We start from the raw sequence: 15,114 nt of genomic DNA, 5'->3' as shown, positions 1-15,114 counted from the left end.
CGGCGCGCCTCACTGTGGTTATCCAGCCGTTACCCGCCAGTAACGAACCCCCTTGTGTACCGGCCTGGAATGGACCACGATCGGCGACGCTCGGTCCTTCCCGCAGAGCCGCTCATCCGGAGCCGCGGTGAGGGTCCCCACCGAGCCGGTCGGTGACAGTGGCACCGGCCGTGGGACAGGGGGGTCTTCGCCGCACCGGCGGAGCCTGTCCTCCTGGTTGCGCGAACGCGTGGCCCAGTGGTTGTCGCTCGGGGGTGATCGCCGGTGTACGCGACGCGGCTCCGCCGCGGCTCGGCCGCCTGCGCTCCTTCCCGAGGACGTAGCACTTCTCCCATCCCAGGACGGGCACGGCCCGGACCGGAGATGTACGTCCGAGAAGGAGGAACAAGATGAGTTCTCAGGTTCGTGGCGGGACCAGATGGAAGCGTTTCGCTCTCGTCATGGTGCCGAGCATCGCGGCCACGGCCGCGGTCGGTGTCGGTCTGGCGCAGGGTGCCCTCGCGGCGTCCTTCAGCGTCTCCGGCCAGGACTTCAAGGTCTCGGCCGACAAGCTGGACGGTGACGACCTGCTTCAGTACGGCAGCGTCGCCAAGGGCAAGGGCCTCGACGGCAAGGACGTGGCGCACCCGGTCACGATCTCCGGGTTCCGGCACGCCGAGATCACCAACATGTGCCAGTCCCTGGTCACGCCGATCCCGGGCCTCGGCGCGATCACGATGAAGCTCCAGACCGGCAACAAGGGCAAGCCGGCGGTCGCGGAGAACATCTACCTGGATGTCGCCGAGCTCGACACCGACGCCACGTTCAGCAACCTGGACATCGGTGTCGCGGTGGACGCGGCGGCCGACAAGGACCACCCGACCGCGCCGCAGGCCGGCACGGTGGCCAACGGAGCCCTGTTCTCGCAGCGCGCCAAGAAGGCCGTGCTGACGAACGTGCGCCAGAAGGCGTGGGCGACGACGGCGGGCACCTTCACGCTGCCCGACCTCAAGCTGCGTCTGCTCAGCGGTGACCAGCCGTGCTACCAGGACGAGAAGTAGCCACTCCTGGCAGGTGACCGGTAGAGGCGGGCGGTGGCGGCCGTCGCCGCCCGTCCCTCCGCGCGCCACAGAGTTTTCCGTACCACCGTTTCCAGGGAGCTGTTGTCCATGAACCCCCAGGCCCCGGTTCGCGCCGCAGACGACGCTTGGCTCACCGTGGTGTACTACCGCTTCCGCGCCTGGAGGGGTGGCCGGCCCTTCTGGGCGGGCCTCTTCACTCTCATCGGCGGTTTTCCCATCGCGTACTTCCCCTACGCGGACCTCCGGCTGGGCAACATCACCATCGCCATGGCGACCACCGCGGGCGCGGGTTCGCTGATCATCGGCATCCTGCTGATGACCCTCGGCGTGGCCCTCTGGTTCCAGCAGGGCATCCGGGTCTTCGCCGGTGTGGCGTCGATCCTCCTCGCCCTGGTGTCCCTGCCGGTGTCCAACCTCGGCGGCTTCTTCATCGGCTTCCTGTTCTCGCTGCTCGGCGGCGCGCTCGCGCTGTCGTGGGCACCGGGCAAGACGGCCGAGGCCGACGCCGAAGACGTGCCGGACCACGCGCAGGCCTTCGAGCACGCCCCCGTGGGCGGCGTCCCCGGTCCGCGCGGCATGGAGACGGCGTACCCGAGCTACCCGAGCTACCCGAGCGAGACGACTGCCCACGCCGATGGCGGGAGGAACAGTGCGGGGTGACGAGACGCAGCAGGGCGTGGTCCCTGACGCGCAGTCCCGCGAAAGAAGGGGTCCGCGGCACGCCGCGCCCCGGAAGTCGCTGCTGAACAAGATCCAGATACCCGTCGGCAAGACGATGGCGCTGGCGGCGATGCCGACGGCCGTGTTCGTCGGGATGGGCCTCGCCCCGAAGCTGGCCCTGGCCGACGACAAGGACATCCCCTTCGCGCCCGGCCCGTGCGTGACCCGCTCCGACGAGCCCACGCAGTCGGCGTCCCCGACGCCGTCCGGCTCGCCCTCCACCTCCGCCTCGCCCTCTCCCGGCGCTTCCGCGTCACCGGGCGCGAGCGCGGCGCCGAAGCCCGGGCCGACCCCGTCGGCGTCGAAGCCCGCCGCCGAGGCTCCGAAGTCGGTGCCGAAGCAGAGCACCCCGCAGTCCGCCTCTCCCTCGCCCACGGCCTCCGCGCCGGCGGCGAAGCCGAAGAACCCCCTGGACCCGCTGGGTGTCGGCGACGCGCTCTCGGGCCTGGTCGGAGGGCTCACCAAGCCCCTCCAGGACGCGACGAAGCCAGCCACCCCGACGACTCCCGCGCCCACCAAGACCGCCACGCCCACCCCCGACCCCTCGGCGGACGCGATCCGCGAGGCGGCCAAGAAGGCGGGCGCCTCGGTCCAGGAGCTGCCGCAGGACGTCAAGGACACCGCCAAGACCCCGAAGGACGAGACGGGCAAGACGGCCAAGACGGCCGAGGACGAGCCGACGGCCTCGCCCTCCCCGTCCGGTTCCCCCTCGGCTTCGACGGACCCGGACGGGAAGCAGCCCTTCCCCTGTCCGACCTACGACGCCAAGGCCCTCGCGGACGCCTCCATGGAACAGGGCATCCCGCTCCTGCCGGACGAGCCCTGGTACCTCGACAGCTCCCTGCTGACCCTCTACGGCCTGGACTACGCGGGCATCGTCGAGGTGAAGACGGCGGGCGGCAAGACCAAGAAGGTCCTCAAGTTCACGGCGGACTCCCTGGACATCAAGGACCTCTACCAAACGGTCGGCACGACGGGCAACGTCGCCCACCTCAAGTCCCGCCCGGGCTCGACGTCCACGATCCGCGGCGGCAAGGTGACGATGTACACGGAGAGCCTCAAGGGGAACCTCTTCGGGCTGATCCCGATCGAGTTCACCCCGAACTCCCCGCCGCCCCTGAACGTGCCCTTCGCCTTCTTCACGAACGTCAAGGTCGTCCAGGCCGGCCAGTTCGGCGGCAACCTCACGGTCCCGGGCCTCCACAACTACGTCGGCCCCCCGGAGCGGTAACCCGCCCCGTCCCGCGACCGCGGCCCGCATCCCTTCCCCCGGAGGGTGCGGGCCGCGGTCGTGGGACGGCCCGCGGGGCCGGGGCGAACGCACCGAGGGCGGCACCCGGGCCCCCGGCGGGGGTCGGATGCCGCCCTCGGTCTCTGTGCGGCAGAGGTGGAGCGGGGTGGGTCAGGCGGTGGGGGTGGTGCCGCCGAGGTGGTGGACGCGGACCATGTTGGTCGTGCCCGGGACCCCGGGGGGAGAGCCGGCCGTGATCACCATGGTGTCGCCGGAGTTGTAGCGGCCGAGCTTGAGCAGCTCGCCGTCCACCAGGTCGACCATCGCGTCCGTGGTGTCCACGTGCGGGACGATGTACGAGTCGACGCCCCAGCTCAGCGTGAGCTGGTTGCGGGTGTTCTGGTCCGTGGTGAAGGCCAGGATCGGCTGCTGCACGCGGTAGCGCGAGAGCCGCCGGGCGGTGTCGCCGGACTGCGTGAAGGCGATCAGCGCCTTGCCACCGAGGAAGTCGGCGATCTCGCAGGCCGCGCGGGCGACGGAGCCGCCCTGCGTACGGGGCTTCTTGCCGGGGACCAGCGGCTGGAGGCCCTTGGAGAGCAGTTCCTCCTCCGCCGCCGTGACGATCTTCGACATCGTCTTGACGGTCTCGATCGGGTAGGCGCCCACCGAGGACTCCGCCGACAGCATGACCGCGTCCGCGCCGTCCAGGATCGCGTTGGCGACGTCGGACGCCTCCGCGCGGGTCGGGCGGGAGTTGGTGATCATCGACTCCATCATCTGGGTCGCGACGATCACCGGCTTGGCGTTGCGGCGGCACATCTCGATGAGCCGCTTCTGCACCATCGGGACCTTTTCGAGCGGGTACTCGACGGCCAGGTCGCCACGGGCCACCATGACCGCGTCGAAGGCGTCCACCACCGCGGCCATGTTCTCGACGGCCTGCGGCTTCTCCACCTTGGCGATGACGGGGACCCGGCGGCCGACCTCGTCCATCACCTTGTGGACGTCCTTGACGTCGTTGGCGTCGCGCACGAAGGACAGGGCGACCATGTCGCAGCCCATCCGCAGCGCGAAGCGCAGGTCGTCGATGTCCTTCTCCGACAGGGCCGGCACGTTCACGGCCGCACCGGGCAGGTTGATGCCCTTGTGGTCGGAGATGACACCGCCCTCGATGACGATGGTCTTGACGCGGACGCCGTCGACCTCGGTCACCCGGAGCTCGACGTTGCCGTCGTTGATCAGGATCGGGTCGCCCTTGGCGACGTCGCCCGGCAGACCCTTGTAAGTCGTGCCGCAGATGGACTTGTCACCGGGGACGTCCTCGACGGTGATGGTGAACTCGTCACCGCGCACCAGCTCGACGGGACCCTCGGCGAAGGTCTCCAGGCGGATCTTCGGGCCCTGCAGGTCGGCGAGGACGCCGACCGCGCGCCCGGTGTCCTCGGAGACTTTCCGGACGCGGTCGTACCGCTCCTGGTGTTCTGCCTGGGACCCGTGGCTGAAGTTGAATCGGGCCACGTTCATGCCTGCCTCGATGAGTGCTTTCAGCTGCTCATACGAGTCGACGGCGGGGCCCAGCGTGCAGACGATTTTGGAACGGCGCATGGAGCGGATCCTATCGGTTTGTTTCGTAGCGGAATATTCCGTCTGGTGGAAAGTCCAAGTGACTACCGGGTAACCAGCGCGTAGACCTGAGCGGCGATCTCCAGTTCCTCATCCGTCGGTACCACGGCCACGGCGACCCGGGAGCCCTGCGCCGAGACCAGCCGAGGCCGCGCCGAGCGCACCGCGTTGGCCTCCGGGTCGAGCACCAGGCCCAGTTCGGCCAGGCCGTCCACCGCAGCCTCCCGGACCTGGTGGGCGTTCTCGCCGACCCCGGCCGTGAACGTCACCGCGTCCACCCGCCCGAGCACCGCCGAGTAGGCGCCGATGTACTTCTTCAGCCTGTGGACGTATGTGGCGAACGCCATCGACGCCGCCTCGTCCCCCTCGCCCGCGCGCCGGAGCACCTCGCGCATGTCGTTGTCGCCGCACATGCCCAGCAGACCGCTCTTCTTGTTCAGGAGCGAATCGATCTCATCCACCGAGAGACCGCCTACCCGCGCCAAGTGGAAGATCACGGCCGGATCGAGGTCACCGGACCGGGTTCCCATGACCAGTCCTTCCAGCGGCGTCAGTCCCATGGACGTCTCCACGCAGACCCCGCCCCGGACGGCGGAGGCCGAGGCGCCGTTGCCCAGGTGCAGCACGATCACGTTGACGTCCTCCACCGGCCTGCCCAGCAGGGCGGCCGTGGCCCGCGACACGAAGGCGTGGGAGGTGCCGTGGAACCCGTACCGCCGGACGGCGTACTTCCGCGCCGTCTCGGCGTCGATCGCGTAGCGGGCCGCGTACTCCGGCATCGTCGAGTGGAAGGCGGTGTCGAAGACGGCGACCTGCGGGAGGTCGGCGCGCAGCGAGCGGGCCACCTCGATGCCGCTGATGTTCGCCGGGTTGTGCAGCGGGGCGAGCGGGATCAAGTTGCGGATCTCCGCCAGCACCTCGTCGTCGATCACCGTCGGCCGGGTGAACCGGGTCCCGCCGTGCACCACCCGGTGTCCCACCGCCGCCAGTTCGGGGGAGTCCAGCCCCGTCCCGTCGGCGGCCAACTCCGCCGCGACCAGCTTCAACGCGGCCTGGTGGTCGGCTATCGCGCCGGCGCGTTCCCGCTTTCCGCCCTCGGCGCCGGGCCCGGTCAGCGGCTCGTGTACGAGCCGGGACGTCCCCTCACCGATGCGCTCGACCAGGCCGACGGCGAGGCGGGAGGAGTCGGCCATGTCGAGCAACTGGTACTTGAGCGAGGACGAGCCGGAGTTGAGGACGAGGATGCGTGATGCGGTCACAGGTGCGGATGCCTTCTCTGCTGAGGTGGGTGAACGAGGACGGGGCGTACGGATCGGCGGGCCGGCGGTCGCGGCTACGGCCGTCAGGGCGCGGGCGAGAGCGCCTGGGCCTGGATCGCGGTGATCGCCACCGTCGTGACGATGTCCTGGACCAGGGCGCCGCGCGACAGGTCGTTGACCGGCTTGCGCAACCCCTGGAGCACCGGGCCGACCGCCACGGCGCCCGCCGAGCGCTGTACGGCCTTGTACGTGTTGTTGCCCGTGTTGAGGTCGGGGAAGATCAGCACGCTCGCCCGCCCGGCCACCTCCGACCCGGGCAGTTTCGTGGCGGCGACGGAGGGCTCGACCGCGGCGTCGTACTGGATCGGACCCTCGATCAGCAGGTCGGGCCGCCGATCGCGGACGATCTCGGTGGCCTTGCGGACCTTCTCCACGTCCGCGCCGGTCCCGGACGTGCCGGTCGAGTACGAGAGCATCGCGATCCGCGGCTCGACGCCGAAGGCGGCGGCGGTGGCCGCGGACTGGACGGCGATGTCGGCGAGCTGCTCGGCGCCCGGGTCCGGGTTGACCGCGCAGTCCCCGTAGACCAGGACCTGGTCGGCCAGGCACATGAAGAAGACCGAGGAGACGATCGACGCTTCCGGCTTGGTCTTGATGATCTCGAAGGCGGGGCGGATGGTCGCGGCGGTGGAGTGCACGGCTCCGGAGACCATGCCGTCGGCCAGCCCTTCCTGGACCATGAGGGTGCCGAAGTAGTTGACGTCGGTGACCACGTCGTTGGCAAGCTCGACGGTCATGCCCTTGTGGGCGCGGGCCCGGGCGTAGTACTCGGCGAAACGTTCCCGGAGCGGAGAGGTCGCCGGGTCGATGAGCTGGGCGCCGGAGATGTCGATGCCCAGGTCGGCGGCCTTCTTGAGGATCGCGGGCTCCTCGCCGAGCAGGGTCAGCTCACAGACCCCGCGCCGCAGCAGCACGTCCGCGGCGCGCAGCACCCGCTCCTCGGTGCCCTCGGGCAGTACGACCCGGCGGCGCTCGGAGCGGGCGCGCTCCAGCAGCTCGTTCTCGAACATCATGGGCGTGACGCGCTCGGAGCGGGCCACCGACAGCAGGTCGCGCAGCTCGGTGGTGTCCACGTGCCGCTCGAACAGGCCGAGCGCGGTCTCCAGCTTGCGCGGGGTCGCGGAGTTCAATCGGCTCTGGAGGGAGAAGAGTTCCGCGGCGGTGGGGAAGCTGTTCCCGGCCACCGACACCACGGGCGTACCCGGCGCCAGCTTCGAGGCCAGCGTCAGGATGTCGCGGCCCGGGCGCTCGTTCAGCGTCAGCAGCACCCCGGCGATCGGCGGGGTGCCCGAGGTGTGCGCGGCCAGCGCGCCGATCACCAGGTCGGAGCGGTCCCCGGGGGTGACGACCAGGCAGCCGGGGGTCAGCGCGCCCAGGAAGTTCGGCAGCATCGCGCCGCCGAACACGAAGTCGAGGGCGTCGCGCGCCAGCCCCGCGCCGTCCCCCAGCAGCACCTCGCCGCCGAGCGCTCGGGTGATCTCCGCGACGGTCGGGGCGGAGAGGGACTTGTCGTCCGGCAGGACGTAGCAGGGCACGGGCAGACGCGCGGCGAGCCAGTCGGCTATGACGTCCCGGTCCTCCGCGGCCACCCGGTTCACCGCCATGGCCACCACGTGACAGCCCAGGCCCTCGTACGCCCGGTAGGCGTTGCGGGCCTCCGCGCGGACGGCCTCGGCGGAGTGCTTCGTACCGCCCACGACGGGCACGACCACGGCCCCCAGCTCGTTGGCGAGGCGGGCGTTCAGCGCGAGCTCGTCCGGCAGGTTCGTGTCGGCGTAGTCGGTGCCGAGCACCAGCACGACCTCGTAGTCCCGGGCCACCCGGTGGTAGCGGTCGACGAGCCGGGAGACCAGTTCGTCGGTGCCCTTCTCGGCGAGGACGGCCGACGCCTCGTGGTACTCCATGCCGTAGGCGGACGCCGCGTCCTGGTCTATCCGGTAGCGGGCCTTCAGGAGGTCGAAGAGCCGGTCGGGGCTGTCGTGCAGCAGCGGACGGTAGACGCCCACCCGGCCCGTCTGCCGGGCCAGCAGCTCCATGATCCCCAGCTCGACGACCTGCCGGCCGTCCCCCCGCTCGATACCGGTCACGTACACGCTGCGCGTCACGCGTGCTCTCCGTCCATGTTTCGCCCCCGGAGCGGCTCAGGGGCCACCCGTGGATCTCCGAGTCGGTTGCCCCAGTTAGTGTGGGCTTGACCTCTTGACAATACCTCTGCGTGTAGCTAAGGCGCCCGCCGGGAAAAGGCCCGGTCGGGAGGACCGAAAGGCCCTGTGGGCGCCAAGCGCGATGAGCGCCTCCCCCCGGCCCCGTGGAAGAATCGGACAAGGCCTCAGTAATACGCCCTTCATATGTACGGCCGTCCGCCCGCACGCGTACGGCCCGGTACGACCAGGAGCAGGAGACACAGCACGATGCGTATCGGAGTTCTCACCGCAGGCGGCGACTGCCCGGGGCTGAACGCCGTCATCCGTTCGGTCGTACACCGTGCGCTGGTCGGACACGGGGACGAAGTCATCGGCTTCGAGGACGGTTTCAAGGGCCTGCTCGACGGTCACTACCGCCCCCTGGACATCAACGCGGTCAGCGGCATCCTGGCCCGCGGCGGCACCATCCTCGGCTCGGCCCGCATGGAGCGCGCCCGGCTGCACGAAGCCGCCGAACACGCACAGGAACTGTCCACCCGGTACGGCCTCGACGCGCTGATCCCGATCGGCGGCGAGGGCACGCTGACCGCCGCCCGGATGCTGGCGGACGCCGGGATGCCGGTCGTCGGGGTACCGAAGACCATCGACAACGACATCTCCTCCACCGACCGCACCTTCGGTTTCGACACCGCGGTGATGGTCGCCACCGAGGCCATCGACCGCCTCAAGACCACGGCCGAATCCCACCAGCGGGTCATGGTGGTCGAGGTCATGGGTCGGCACGCCGGCTGGATCGCCCTGGAGTCCGGTATGGCCGGCGGCGCGCACGGGATCTGCCTGCCGGAGCGCCCGTTCGAGGTGGACGCCCTGGTGAAGATGGTGGAGGAACGCTTCTCCCGTGGCAAGAAGTTCGCGGTCGTCTGCGTGGCCGAGGGCGCGCACCCGGCCGAGGGCTCCATGCCGTACGAGAAGGGCGCGATCGACGCGTACGGGCACGAGCGCTTCGCCGGCATCGGCAACCGCCTGGCCGTCGAGTTGGAACACCGCCTGGGCAAGGAGGCCCGCCCGGTCATCCTCGGGCACGTCCAGCGCGGCGGCACGCCCACCGCGTACGACCGCGTCCTCGCCACCCGCTTCGGCTGGCACGCCGTCGAGGCGGTGCACCGCGGCGACTTCGGCAACATGACCGCCCTGCGCGGCACCGACATCGTCATGGCCCCCTTGGCGTCGGCCGTCACCGAGCTCAAGAGGGTCCCGGACCACCGGATGTACGAGGCCGAGTCGGTCTTCTGACCGACCCGGGCGCGCGACGTAGGGGAGCACGGGCGCGGGGGTGCGGGGCCGCCGTGCTACCCCGCGCCGCCGGCCACCGCCCAGAAGCGGTCCACGATCTGCGCGAGGTACTCCCGGCCGGCGTCGCCCGTCGCCCCCGCGCCCCCGCCGCCGCCCCAGCTCAAGGTGGCCACCATCAGCGACTGGTACTCGCCGTGCATCTTCTCCAGCACCCGGTCCAGGTTCGCCCGGGGCACCGGCAGCAACTTCGCGAGCGGCTTCCCGTACGCCTGCCAGCGCGTGGTCACCGCGCTGCGCAGCACCTCGGCCAGCTCCTGCTCCTTGCCGGTCGCCGTCACGAACTGGGCCAGGGTCAGCCCCAAGGTCGAGGCCAGGGCGGCCGACTGGCGCTCGTTGCCCTTCCAGCGGCCCGAGTCCTCCATCTTCTGGTACGAGTTCGTCTCCAACCCGATGCGCCGGGCCAGGTCGTCGGGGGCGAGGCCCCGGGCGATCCGGTGCTCCCTCAAGGTCACGGGCTCGGCGAGCAGTTCACCGGGGGCGCACCACAGCACGCCGGCGAGCGCCGTGAGTTCGGCGGACGTCGGCGAGATCTCGCCGCGCTCCCACGCCATCACGGTCTCGGGCGCGACCGTCAGGCCGTACTGGGCACGGAGGCCGTAGGCGACATGACCGGGAGCCATGCCCAGGGCCGCGCGAAGACGACGCGCGGCGGGGGCATTGAAAGGGGGGCTGGAATGCACAGGGCACACGGTAGGAGTCACCAAGGGGTGGCGACTACAGACCATTCAAACAAGCCCATAACTCGTAGGAACGTCCTATGGAGTTCGGCGCTTTGGGCGGGTTTCCCGGCGACTGACCGGTAATCGGAGAAGGCAAAGATCCAATTTCAGCGTACGGATCAGGCCACTCCATTTCCGGGGTATCGGAACACTCGTCGAGTGATCTCCGTCACAGGGTGCGAACCGGCCGCCCCTCCCGTGCGTGACCCATACCGGGGCCCTCGCCTACGGGGGTGGCGAGGGCCCCGAATTTCCCTTTGCCTTGACGTCGACGTCAAGGCTTACGGTCTCGGCATGCGAATCGGTGAACTGGCGGAGCGCGCCGGAACGAGCACGCGGACCCTGCGCTACTACGAGTCCCGCGGCCTGCTTCCGGCACGGCGCGGTGGCAACGGCTACCGCACCTACGACGAGGACGACCTGCGTCTGCTGCGCCAGATCCGGGTGCTCCAGGACTTCGGCTTCGAGCTGGAGGAGACCCGGCCCTTCGTCGACTGCCTGCGCGCCGGTCACCCGGCGGGGGACTCCTGTCCCGCTTCCCACGCCGTCTACCGACGCAAGCTCGCCGAGCTGGACGACCTGATCGGCCGGCTCGCCGACGTGCGCGAGCAGGTCGCGCGGCAGTTGACCGAAGCCGAGGCGGCCGCCGGGGAAGCCGACCGGCCCGCATGCGAGATGAACCCGTAAGCCCGTTCCGCGCTCAAGGGAGAGACAAAGATGATCCACGCCAAGGGCGTCGCCGAGGTGACCGACCTGGACTTCGACGCCGAGGTGCTCGGCGAGCACGGCCGGCCCGTGCTCGTCGAGTTCACCGCCGACTGGTGCGGCCCGTGCCGCCAGCTCGCCCCCGTCCTCTCCGCCGTCGCCGCCGAGGAGGCGGACCGGCTCAAGGTCGTGCAGATCGACGCGGACAGCAACCCCGCCACCGTGATCCGGTACGGGGTGCTGTCCATGCCGACCATGCTCGTCTTCCGTGACGGCGAGCCCGTCCTGCAACTGGTCGGCGCCCGCGCGAAGCGCAAGCTCCTCCAGGAGCTGGAACCCCAGCTGGCTACGGCCTGAGCCAGATCGTCGCCATCGGCGGCAGAGTGAGGCGCAGGCTCACCGGGCGCCCCTGGGCCGGTACCGGCTCGGGGCGCATCGGCTGGAGGTGGCGCACCCCGCTGCCGCCGTACGCCTCGGAGTCCGTGTTGAGCACCTCGTGCCACTGCGCCACCTGCTCCGGCACCCCGATCCGGTAGCCGTGCCGCACCACCGGGCAGAAGTTCGACACCGCCAGCAGGGGCGAGCCGTCCTGCGCGAACCGCAGGAACGCGAAGACGTTGTCGTCCGTCGCGTCCGCCTCCACCCAGGCGAAGCCCTCCGGCACGGTGTCCCGCTCCCACAGCGCGGGCGTCGCCGTGTACGTGTGGTTCAGGTCGCGGATCAGGTCGCGCACCCCCCGGTGGTCACCGGCCGCCGAGTACCCGGGGTCCACCAGCCACCAGTCCGGGCCGTGCTCCTCCGACCACTCCGCTCCTTGGGCGAACTCCTGTCCCATGAACAGCAGTTGCTTACCGGGGTGGGCCCACATGAAGCCCAGGTACGCGCGGTGCGAGGCCCGCTGCTGCCACCAGTCGCCGGGCATCTTCGACACCAGCGCGCGCTTGCCGTGCACCACCTCGTCGTGCGAGATCGGCAGCACGTAGTTCTCGCTGTACGCGTAGATCATCCCGAAGGTCATGTCGTGGTGGTGGTACTTGCGGTGCACCGGCTCCTTCGACATGTAGCGCAGGGTGTCGTGCATCCAGCCCATGTTCCACTTGAGGCCGAACCCCAGACCTCCCGCGTCCGTGGGCCGGGTCACGCCCTCCCAGGCCGTGGACTCCTCCGCGATCGTCACCACCCCCGGGCAGCGCCGGTACACGGTCGCGTTCATCTCCTGGAGCAGCGCCACCGCGTCCCAGTTCTCCCGGCCGCCGTGCTCGTTCGGCACCCACTGGCCCTCCTCGCGCGAGTAGTCGAGGTAGAGCATGGAGGCCACCGCGTCCACCCGCAGCCCGTCGATGTGGAACTCCTCGCACCAGTACACGGCGTTGGCGACGAGGAAGTTGCGCACCTCCTTGCGGCCGTAGTCGAACTCCAGCGTCCCCCAGTCCGGGTGGGCGGCCCGCCGCGGGTCGTGGTGCTCGTACAGCGGCCGGCCGTCGAACTCGGCCAGCGCCCATTCGTCGCGCGGGAAGTGCGCCGGGACCCAGTCGACGATCACACCGATGCCGGCCCGGTGCAGCGCGTCCACGAGGAGCCGGAAGTCGTCCGGGGTGCCCATCCGCGAGGTCGGCGCGTAGTAGCCGGTGACCTGGTAGCCCCATGAGCCACCGAAGGGGTGCTCGGCGACGGGCATCAGCTCCACGTGCGTGAAACCGAGCTCCCGCACGTAGGCCGGGAGCTGCTCGGCGAGCTCGCGGTAGGAGAGCCCGGGCCGCCAGGACGCCAGGTGCACCTCGTAGATCGACATCGGCGCCAGGTGGGCCGGACGCACGCCGCGCGTGGCCATCCACTCGGCGTCCTGCCACGTGTGGTGGGAGTCGGTGACGATCGAGGCGGTCGCCGGCGGGACCTCGGCGCGCCGCGCCATGGGGTCGGCACGTACCGTGTGGCCGCCGTCGGGGCGGGTGATGTCGTACTTGTACAGGGTGCCCTCGCCGATGCCCGGCAGGAACAGCTCCCACACGCCCGTCGAACCGAGCGAGCGCATCGGGTACGCGCCCGCGTCCCAGTACGAGAAGTCGCCCGTCACGCGGACGCCCTGGGCGTTGGGGGCCCACACCGTGAAGCGGGTGCCGGCCACGCCCTGGTGCTCCATGACCCGGGAGCCGAGTGCGGTCCACAGTTCCTCGTGCCGACCCTCGCCGATGAGGTGCAGGTCCAGCTCGCCCAGCGCCGGAAGGAACCGGTAGGGGTCGTCGACCTCGATCTCGTCGCCGTCGTACCCGACCAGCAGGCGGTACTCGGGCACCTCGGGCAGCGGCAGCAGCCCGGAGAACAGCCCGTCCCCGTCGTCGTGGAGCTCCGCCCGCAGGCCGTCGGCGATCACGGTGACGGACTTCGCGTACGGGCGCAGGGCGCGGAAGGACACCCCGCCGAGCTCCGGTCGGGCGCCCAGCACGGCGTGCGGGTCGTGGTGACGGCCCTCCAGCAGCCGGGCCCGCTCCCCGGCGTCGAGGGCGGGTGCCGGGGCCGGGCCCTGGGGCGCGGCGGGCCGCCGGGCCCGCGGCGTACGGGCCTTCGGCGCCGGCTCGGATGCGGTGGCCGCTTTGTCGCGGACGGTCGGTGACGGCTGTCGTGCGGCGCTCACGCGAGCGGCCTCCTCGGGGGCTTCGGACGGGGTTGGGGGTGGGCGGCGCCGCCCGGGACGGGCGGCAGCCGGTGGGCCGGCCGCTGCGGCTCCGAGAGCCGCCGGATCGCCGCCATCGGGACGTGCAGCCAGTCGGGGCGGTGCCGGGACTCGTAGCGGGCCTCGTACACCGCCTTGTCGGTCTCGTACGCGCGCAGCAGGACGGGGTCCTCGCGCGGGTCGCGCCCGGTGGTGCGGGCGTACCCCTCGCAGAACGCGGCCCGACAGTCGTCGGCCCACGCGGGGGCGAACGGCCGGTGCGAGCGGGCGGCGTAGTCGAAGGAGCGCAGTATCCCGGCGATGTCGCGCACCGCCGGTTCGGGGCGGCGGCGGTCGGCCAGCGGCCGGGCCGGTTCGCCCTCGAAGTCGATCAGGGCCCAGCTCCCGTCGGACGCCCGCAGGGTCTGCCCCAAGTGCAGGTCCCCGTGGATGCGTTGGACGGCCACCCCGGCGCCCCGGGAGGCGGCCAGAGCGTCGAACGCCCCGCGCAGCCCCGCCTCGTAGGGCAGCAGAGCGGGTACCTCCCGGGCGGTGGCGGCAAGTCGGGCCGTCATCCCGGCGGCGAGCCGGGCGGTCTGCTCCGGATCGAGCGCCAGGGTGGGCAGGGCGTCGGCGAGCGCGCTGTGCACCTCGGCGGTGGCCCGACCCAGCGCGTGCGCCTCGGTGGTGAAGTCGGCCCCGGCGCCCAGCCGTTGCAGCGCGAGCTGCCACCCGTCGACGGAGCCGCGCAGGTAGGGCTGGAGCACACCCAGGGTCAGCGGCTCCGACCCGGGCAGTTCGGCCTCGTACCAGGCGACGGGCGCGGGTACCCGCGCACAACCGACCGCGGCCAGCGCCCGGGGCAGTTCCAGATCCGGGTTGACCCCGGGGCCGACCCGGCGGAACACCTTGAGGATGTGCGAATCGCCGTATACCAGCGAGGAGTTGGTCTGCTCGCCGGACAGCGGCCGGGGCGCGGGGGCCGCCGGGATCACCGCGTGGGGGTCCCGCTCGAAGCGCAGCGGGCCGAGCGCGCCCGGGGAGCGCAATCGTTCCAGCAGCAGCGCCGCGAGGCGCGGATCACCGAGTCCCTCGTACACGGCGTGGCCGGCGTACGGGCCTTGCTCGGCGTACCCGATCAGCGCGGGCGAGAGTGCCGGGGGCAGGTTGGGGCGTACCCCGAGCAGCAGTTGGTAGCAGTCCGAGCTGCCTTCGGCGTCCACCCCGACGAGCAGGTGGAGCAGCCCGGGCGAGGCGCCGGGCGGCAGCAGTTCGACGGCAGAGACCAGCCGGAGCCGGGTGATGGGGCGTCCCTTGCCTGCGAACCAGCGCTGTCTCGGCAGCCAGGCCCGCAGCATGGGCTCCAGCGGTCCGAGCGGGACTCCGACCAGGCTTCCCTGGCGGCTCCGGGCGGATGCAGCCTCCGACATGGCGTCGCGTCCTTTCCCCGGGCCGTCACAGAATGCGCAGAGTGTCCCGGATGGCGATGGTTGCTGTCCGGCGGTGGGCGAGTGTCGGGTCAGGATGATCCGTACAGGGGCGGGCGATTGACCCATTCGCGCGCCCGCCCCGTACCGCCGTTACCCGCT

At 71.2% G+C, this 15,114-nt stretch carries 12 protein-coding genes; 6 read left to right on the top strand and 6 right to left on the bottom strand.

Annotation, left to right across the window (positions count from 1 at the left end; all coding sequences use genetic code 11):
* Positions 1–389: 389 nt before the first annotated feature.
* From ACV7NM_RS10645 to ACV7NM_RS10635, 3 genes are all read left to right on the top strand, one after another.
* Positions 390–1,040, top strand: coding sequence for a DUF6230 family protein (locus ACV7NM_RS10645; RefSeq protein WP_463410078.1), 651 nt, complete (start codon positions 390–392; stop codon positions 1,038–1,040).
* Between the two features lie 108 nt (positions 1,041–1,148).
* On the top strand, positions 1,149–1,721 hold the full coding sequence (locus tag ACV7NM_RS10640; protein ID WP_463410077.1) for a DUF6114 domain-containing protein: 573 nt from the start codon (positions 1,149–1,151) through the stop codon (positions 1,719–1,721).
* Positions 1,711–3,012, top strand: a complete 1,302-nt coding sequence (locus ACV7NM_RS10635; RefSeq protein ID WP_463410076.1) for a hypothetical protein — start codon at positions 1,711–1,713, stop codon at positions 3,010–3,012. Before ACV7NM_RS10640 ends, ACV7NM_RS10635 begins: the two co-directional genes overlap by 11 nt.
* A 171-nt stretch (positions 3,013–3,183) precedes the next feature.
* On the opposite strand, the gene pyk is transcribed toward ACV7NM_RS10635, so the two are convergent.
* The 3 genes from pyk to pta form a co-directional block, all read right to left on the bottom strand.
* The gene (gene pyk / locus ACV7NM_RS10630) at positions 3,184–4,617 is read right to left on the bottom strand and encodes a pyruvate kinase (protein WP_463410075.1); all 1,434 of its coding nucleotides are present in this window, start codon (positions 4,615–4,617) and stop codon (positions 3,184–3,186) included.
* A 62-nt stretch (positions 4,618–4,679) separates the two neighbouring features.
* Positions 4,680–5,894, bottom strand: coding sequence for an acetate kinase (locus ACV7NM_RS10625; RefSeq protein ID WP_463410074.1), 1,215 nt, complete (start codon positions 5,892–5,894; stop codon positions 4,680–4,682).
* 83 nt (positions 5,895–5,977) lie between these two features.
* A complete protein-coding gene (gene pta, locus ACV7NM_RS10620) occupies positions 5,978–8,059 on the bottom strand; it encodes a phosphate acetyltransferase (RefSeq protein ID WP_463410073.1) in 2,082 nt (693 codons plus the stop codon).
* Between the two features lie 306 nt (positions 8,060–8,365).
* On the opposite strand from pta, the gene ACV7NM_RS10615 reads away from it, so the two are divergent.
* Positions 8,366–9,391, top strand: coding sequence for an ATP-dependent 6-phosphofructokinase (locus ACV7NM_RS10615; protein ID WP_136214478.1), 1,026 nt, complete (start codon positions 8,366–8,368; stop codon positions 9,389–9,391).
* Positions 9,392–9,447: 56 nt separating this feature from the next.
* On the opposite strand, the gene ACV7NM_RS10610 is transcribed toward ACV7NM_RS10615, so the two are convergent.
* The gene (locus ACV7NM_RS10610) at positions 9,448–10,176 is read right to left on the bottom strand and encodes an XRE family transcriptional regulator (RefSeq protein ID WP_463410072.1); all 729 of its coding nucleotides are present in this window, start codon (positions 10,174–10,176) and stop codon (positions 9,448–9,450) included.
* Positions 10,177–10,464: 288 nt separating this feature from the next.
* Here ACV7NM_RS10610 and ACV7NM_RS10605 point away from each other — a divergent pair, with 288 nt between their 5' ends.
* Positions 10,465–10,857 carry a MerR family transcriptional regulator gene (locus tag ACV7NM_RS10605; RefSeq protein WP_463410071.1) on the top strand — a complete coding sequence of 131 codons (393 nt, stop codon included), beginning with the start codon at positions 10,465–10,467 and terminating at the stop codon, positions 10,855–10,857.
* Positions 10,858–10,887: 30 nt separating this feature from the next.
* Positions 10,888–11,232, top strand: a complete 345-nt coding sequence (locus ACV7NM_RS10600; RefSeq protein ID WP_463410070.1) for a thioredoxin family protein — start codon at positions 10,888–10,890, stop codon at positions 11,230–11,232.
* Here ACV7NM_RS10600 and glgB read toward each other — a convergent pair.
* Positions 11,222–13,507: a 1,4-alpha-glucan branching enzyme gene (glgB, locus tag ACV7NM_RS10595; RefSeq protein WP_463410069.1), complete on the bottom strand. Its 2,286-nt coding sequence runs from the start codon at positions 13,505–13,507 to the stop codon at positions 11,222–11,224. The two genes, ACV7NM_RS10600 and glgB, sit on opposite strands and share 11 nt — an antisense overlap.
* Positions 13,504–14,955 (bottom strand): maltokinase N-terminal cap-like domain-containing protein, encoded by a 1,452-nt coding sequence (locus tag ACV7NM_RS10590; protein WP_463410068.1) that lies wholly within the window; start codon positions 14,953–14,955, stop codon positions 13,504–13,506. Before ACV7NM_RS10590 ends, glgB begins: the two co-directional genes overlap by 4 nt.
* Between the last annotated feature and the right edge of the window lie 159 nt (positions 14,956–15,114).

The sequence above is a fragment of the Streptomyces sp. Tek67B01 genome, from assembly GCF_055231995.1.
The sequence above is the reverse complement of the archived record's forward strand: the minus strand, read 5'-3'. Positions and strand labels throughout refer to the sequence as shown.

Coding starts and splice junctions, on each gene's coding strand:
- ACV7NM_RS10645 (WP_463410078.1), top strand. CDS start 390: ATGAGTTCTCAGGTTCGTGGCGGGACCAGATGGAAGCGTTTCGCTCTC.
- ACV7NM_RS10640 (WP_463410077.1), top strand. CDS start 1,149: ATGAACCCCCAGGCCCCGGTTCGCGCCGCAGACGACGCTTGGCTCACC.
- pyk (WP_463410075.1), bottom strand. CDS start 4,617: ATGCGCCGTTCCAAAATCGTCTGCACGCTGGGCCCCGCCGTCGACTCG.
- ACV7NM_RS10615 (WP_136214478.1), top strand. CDS start 8,366: ATGCGTATCGGAGTTCTCACCGCAGGCGGCGACTGCCCGGGGCTGAAC.
- ACV7NM_RS10610 (WP_463410072.1), bottom strand. CDS start 10,176: ATGGTCTGTAGTCGCCACCCCTTGGTGACTCCTACCGTGTGCCCTGTG.
- ACV7NM_RS10605 (WP_463410071.1), top strand. CDS start 10,465: ATGCGAATCGGTGAACTGGCGGAGCGCGCCGGAACGAGCACGCGGACC.
- ACV7NM_RS10600 (WP_463410070.1), top strand. CDS start 10,888: ATGATCCACGCCAAGGGCGTCGCCGAGGTGACCGACCTGGACTTCGAC.
- ACV7NM_RS10590 (WP_463410068.1), bottom strand. CDS start 14,955: ATGTCGGAGGCTGCATCCGCCCGGAGCCGCCAGGGAAGCCTGGTCGGA.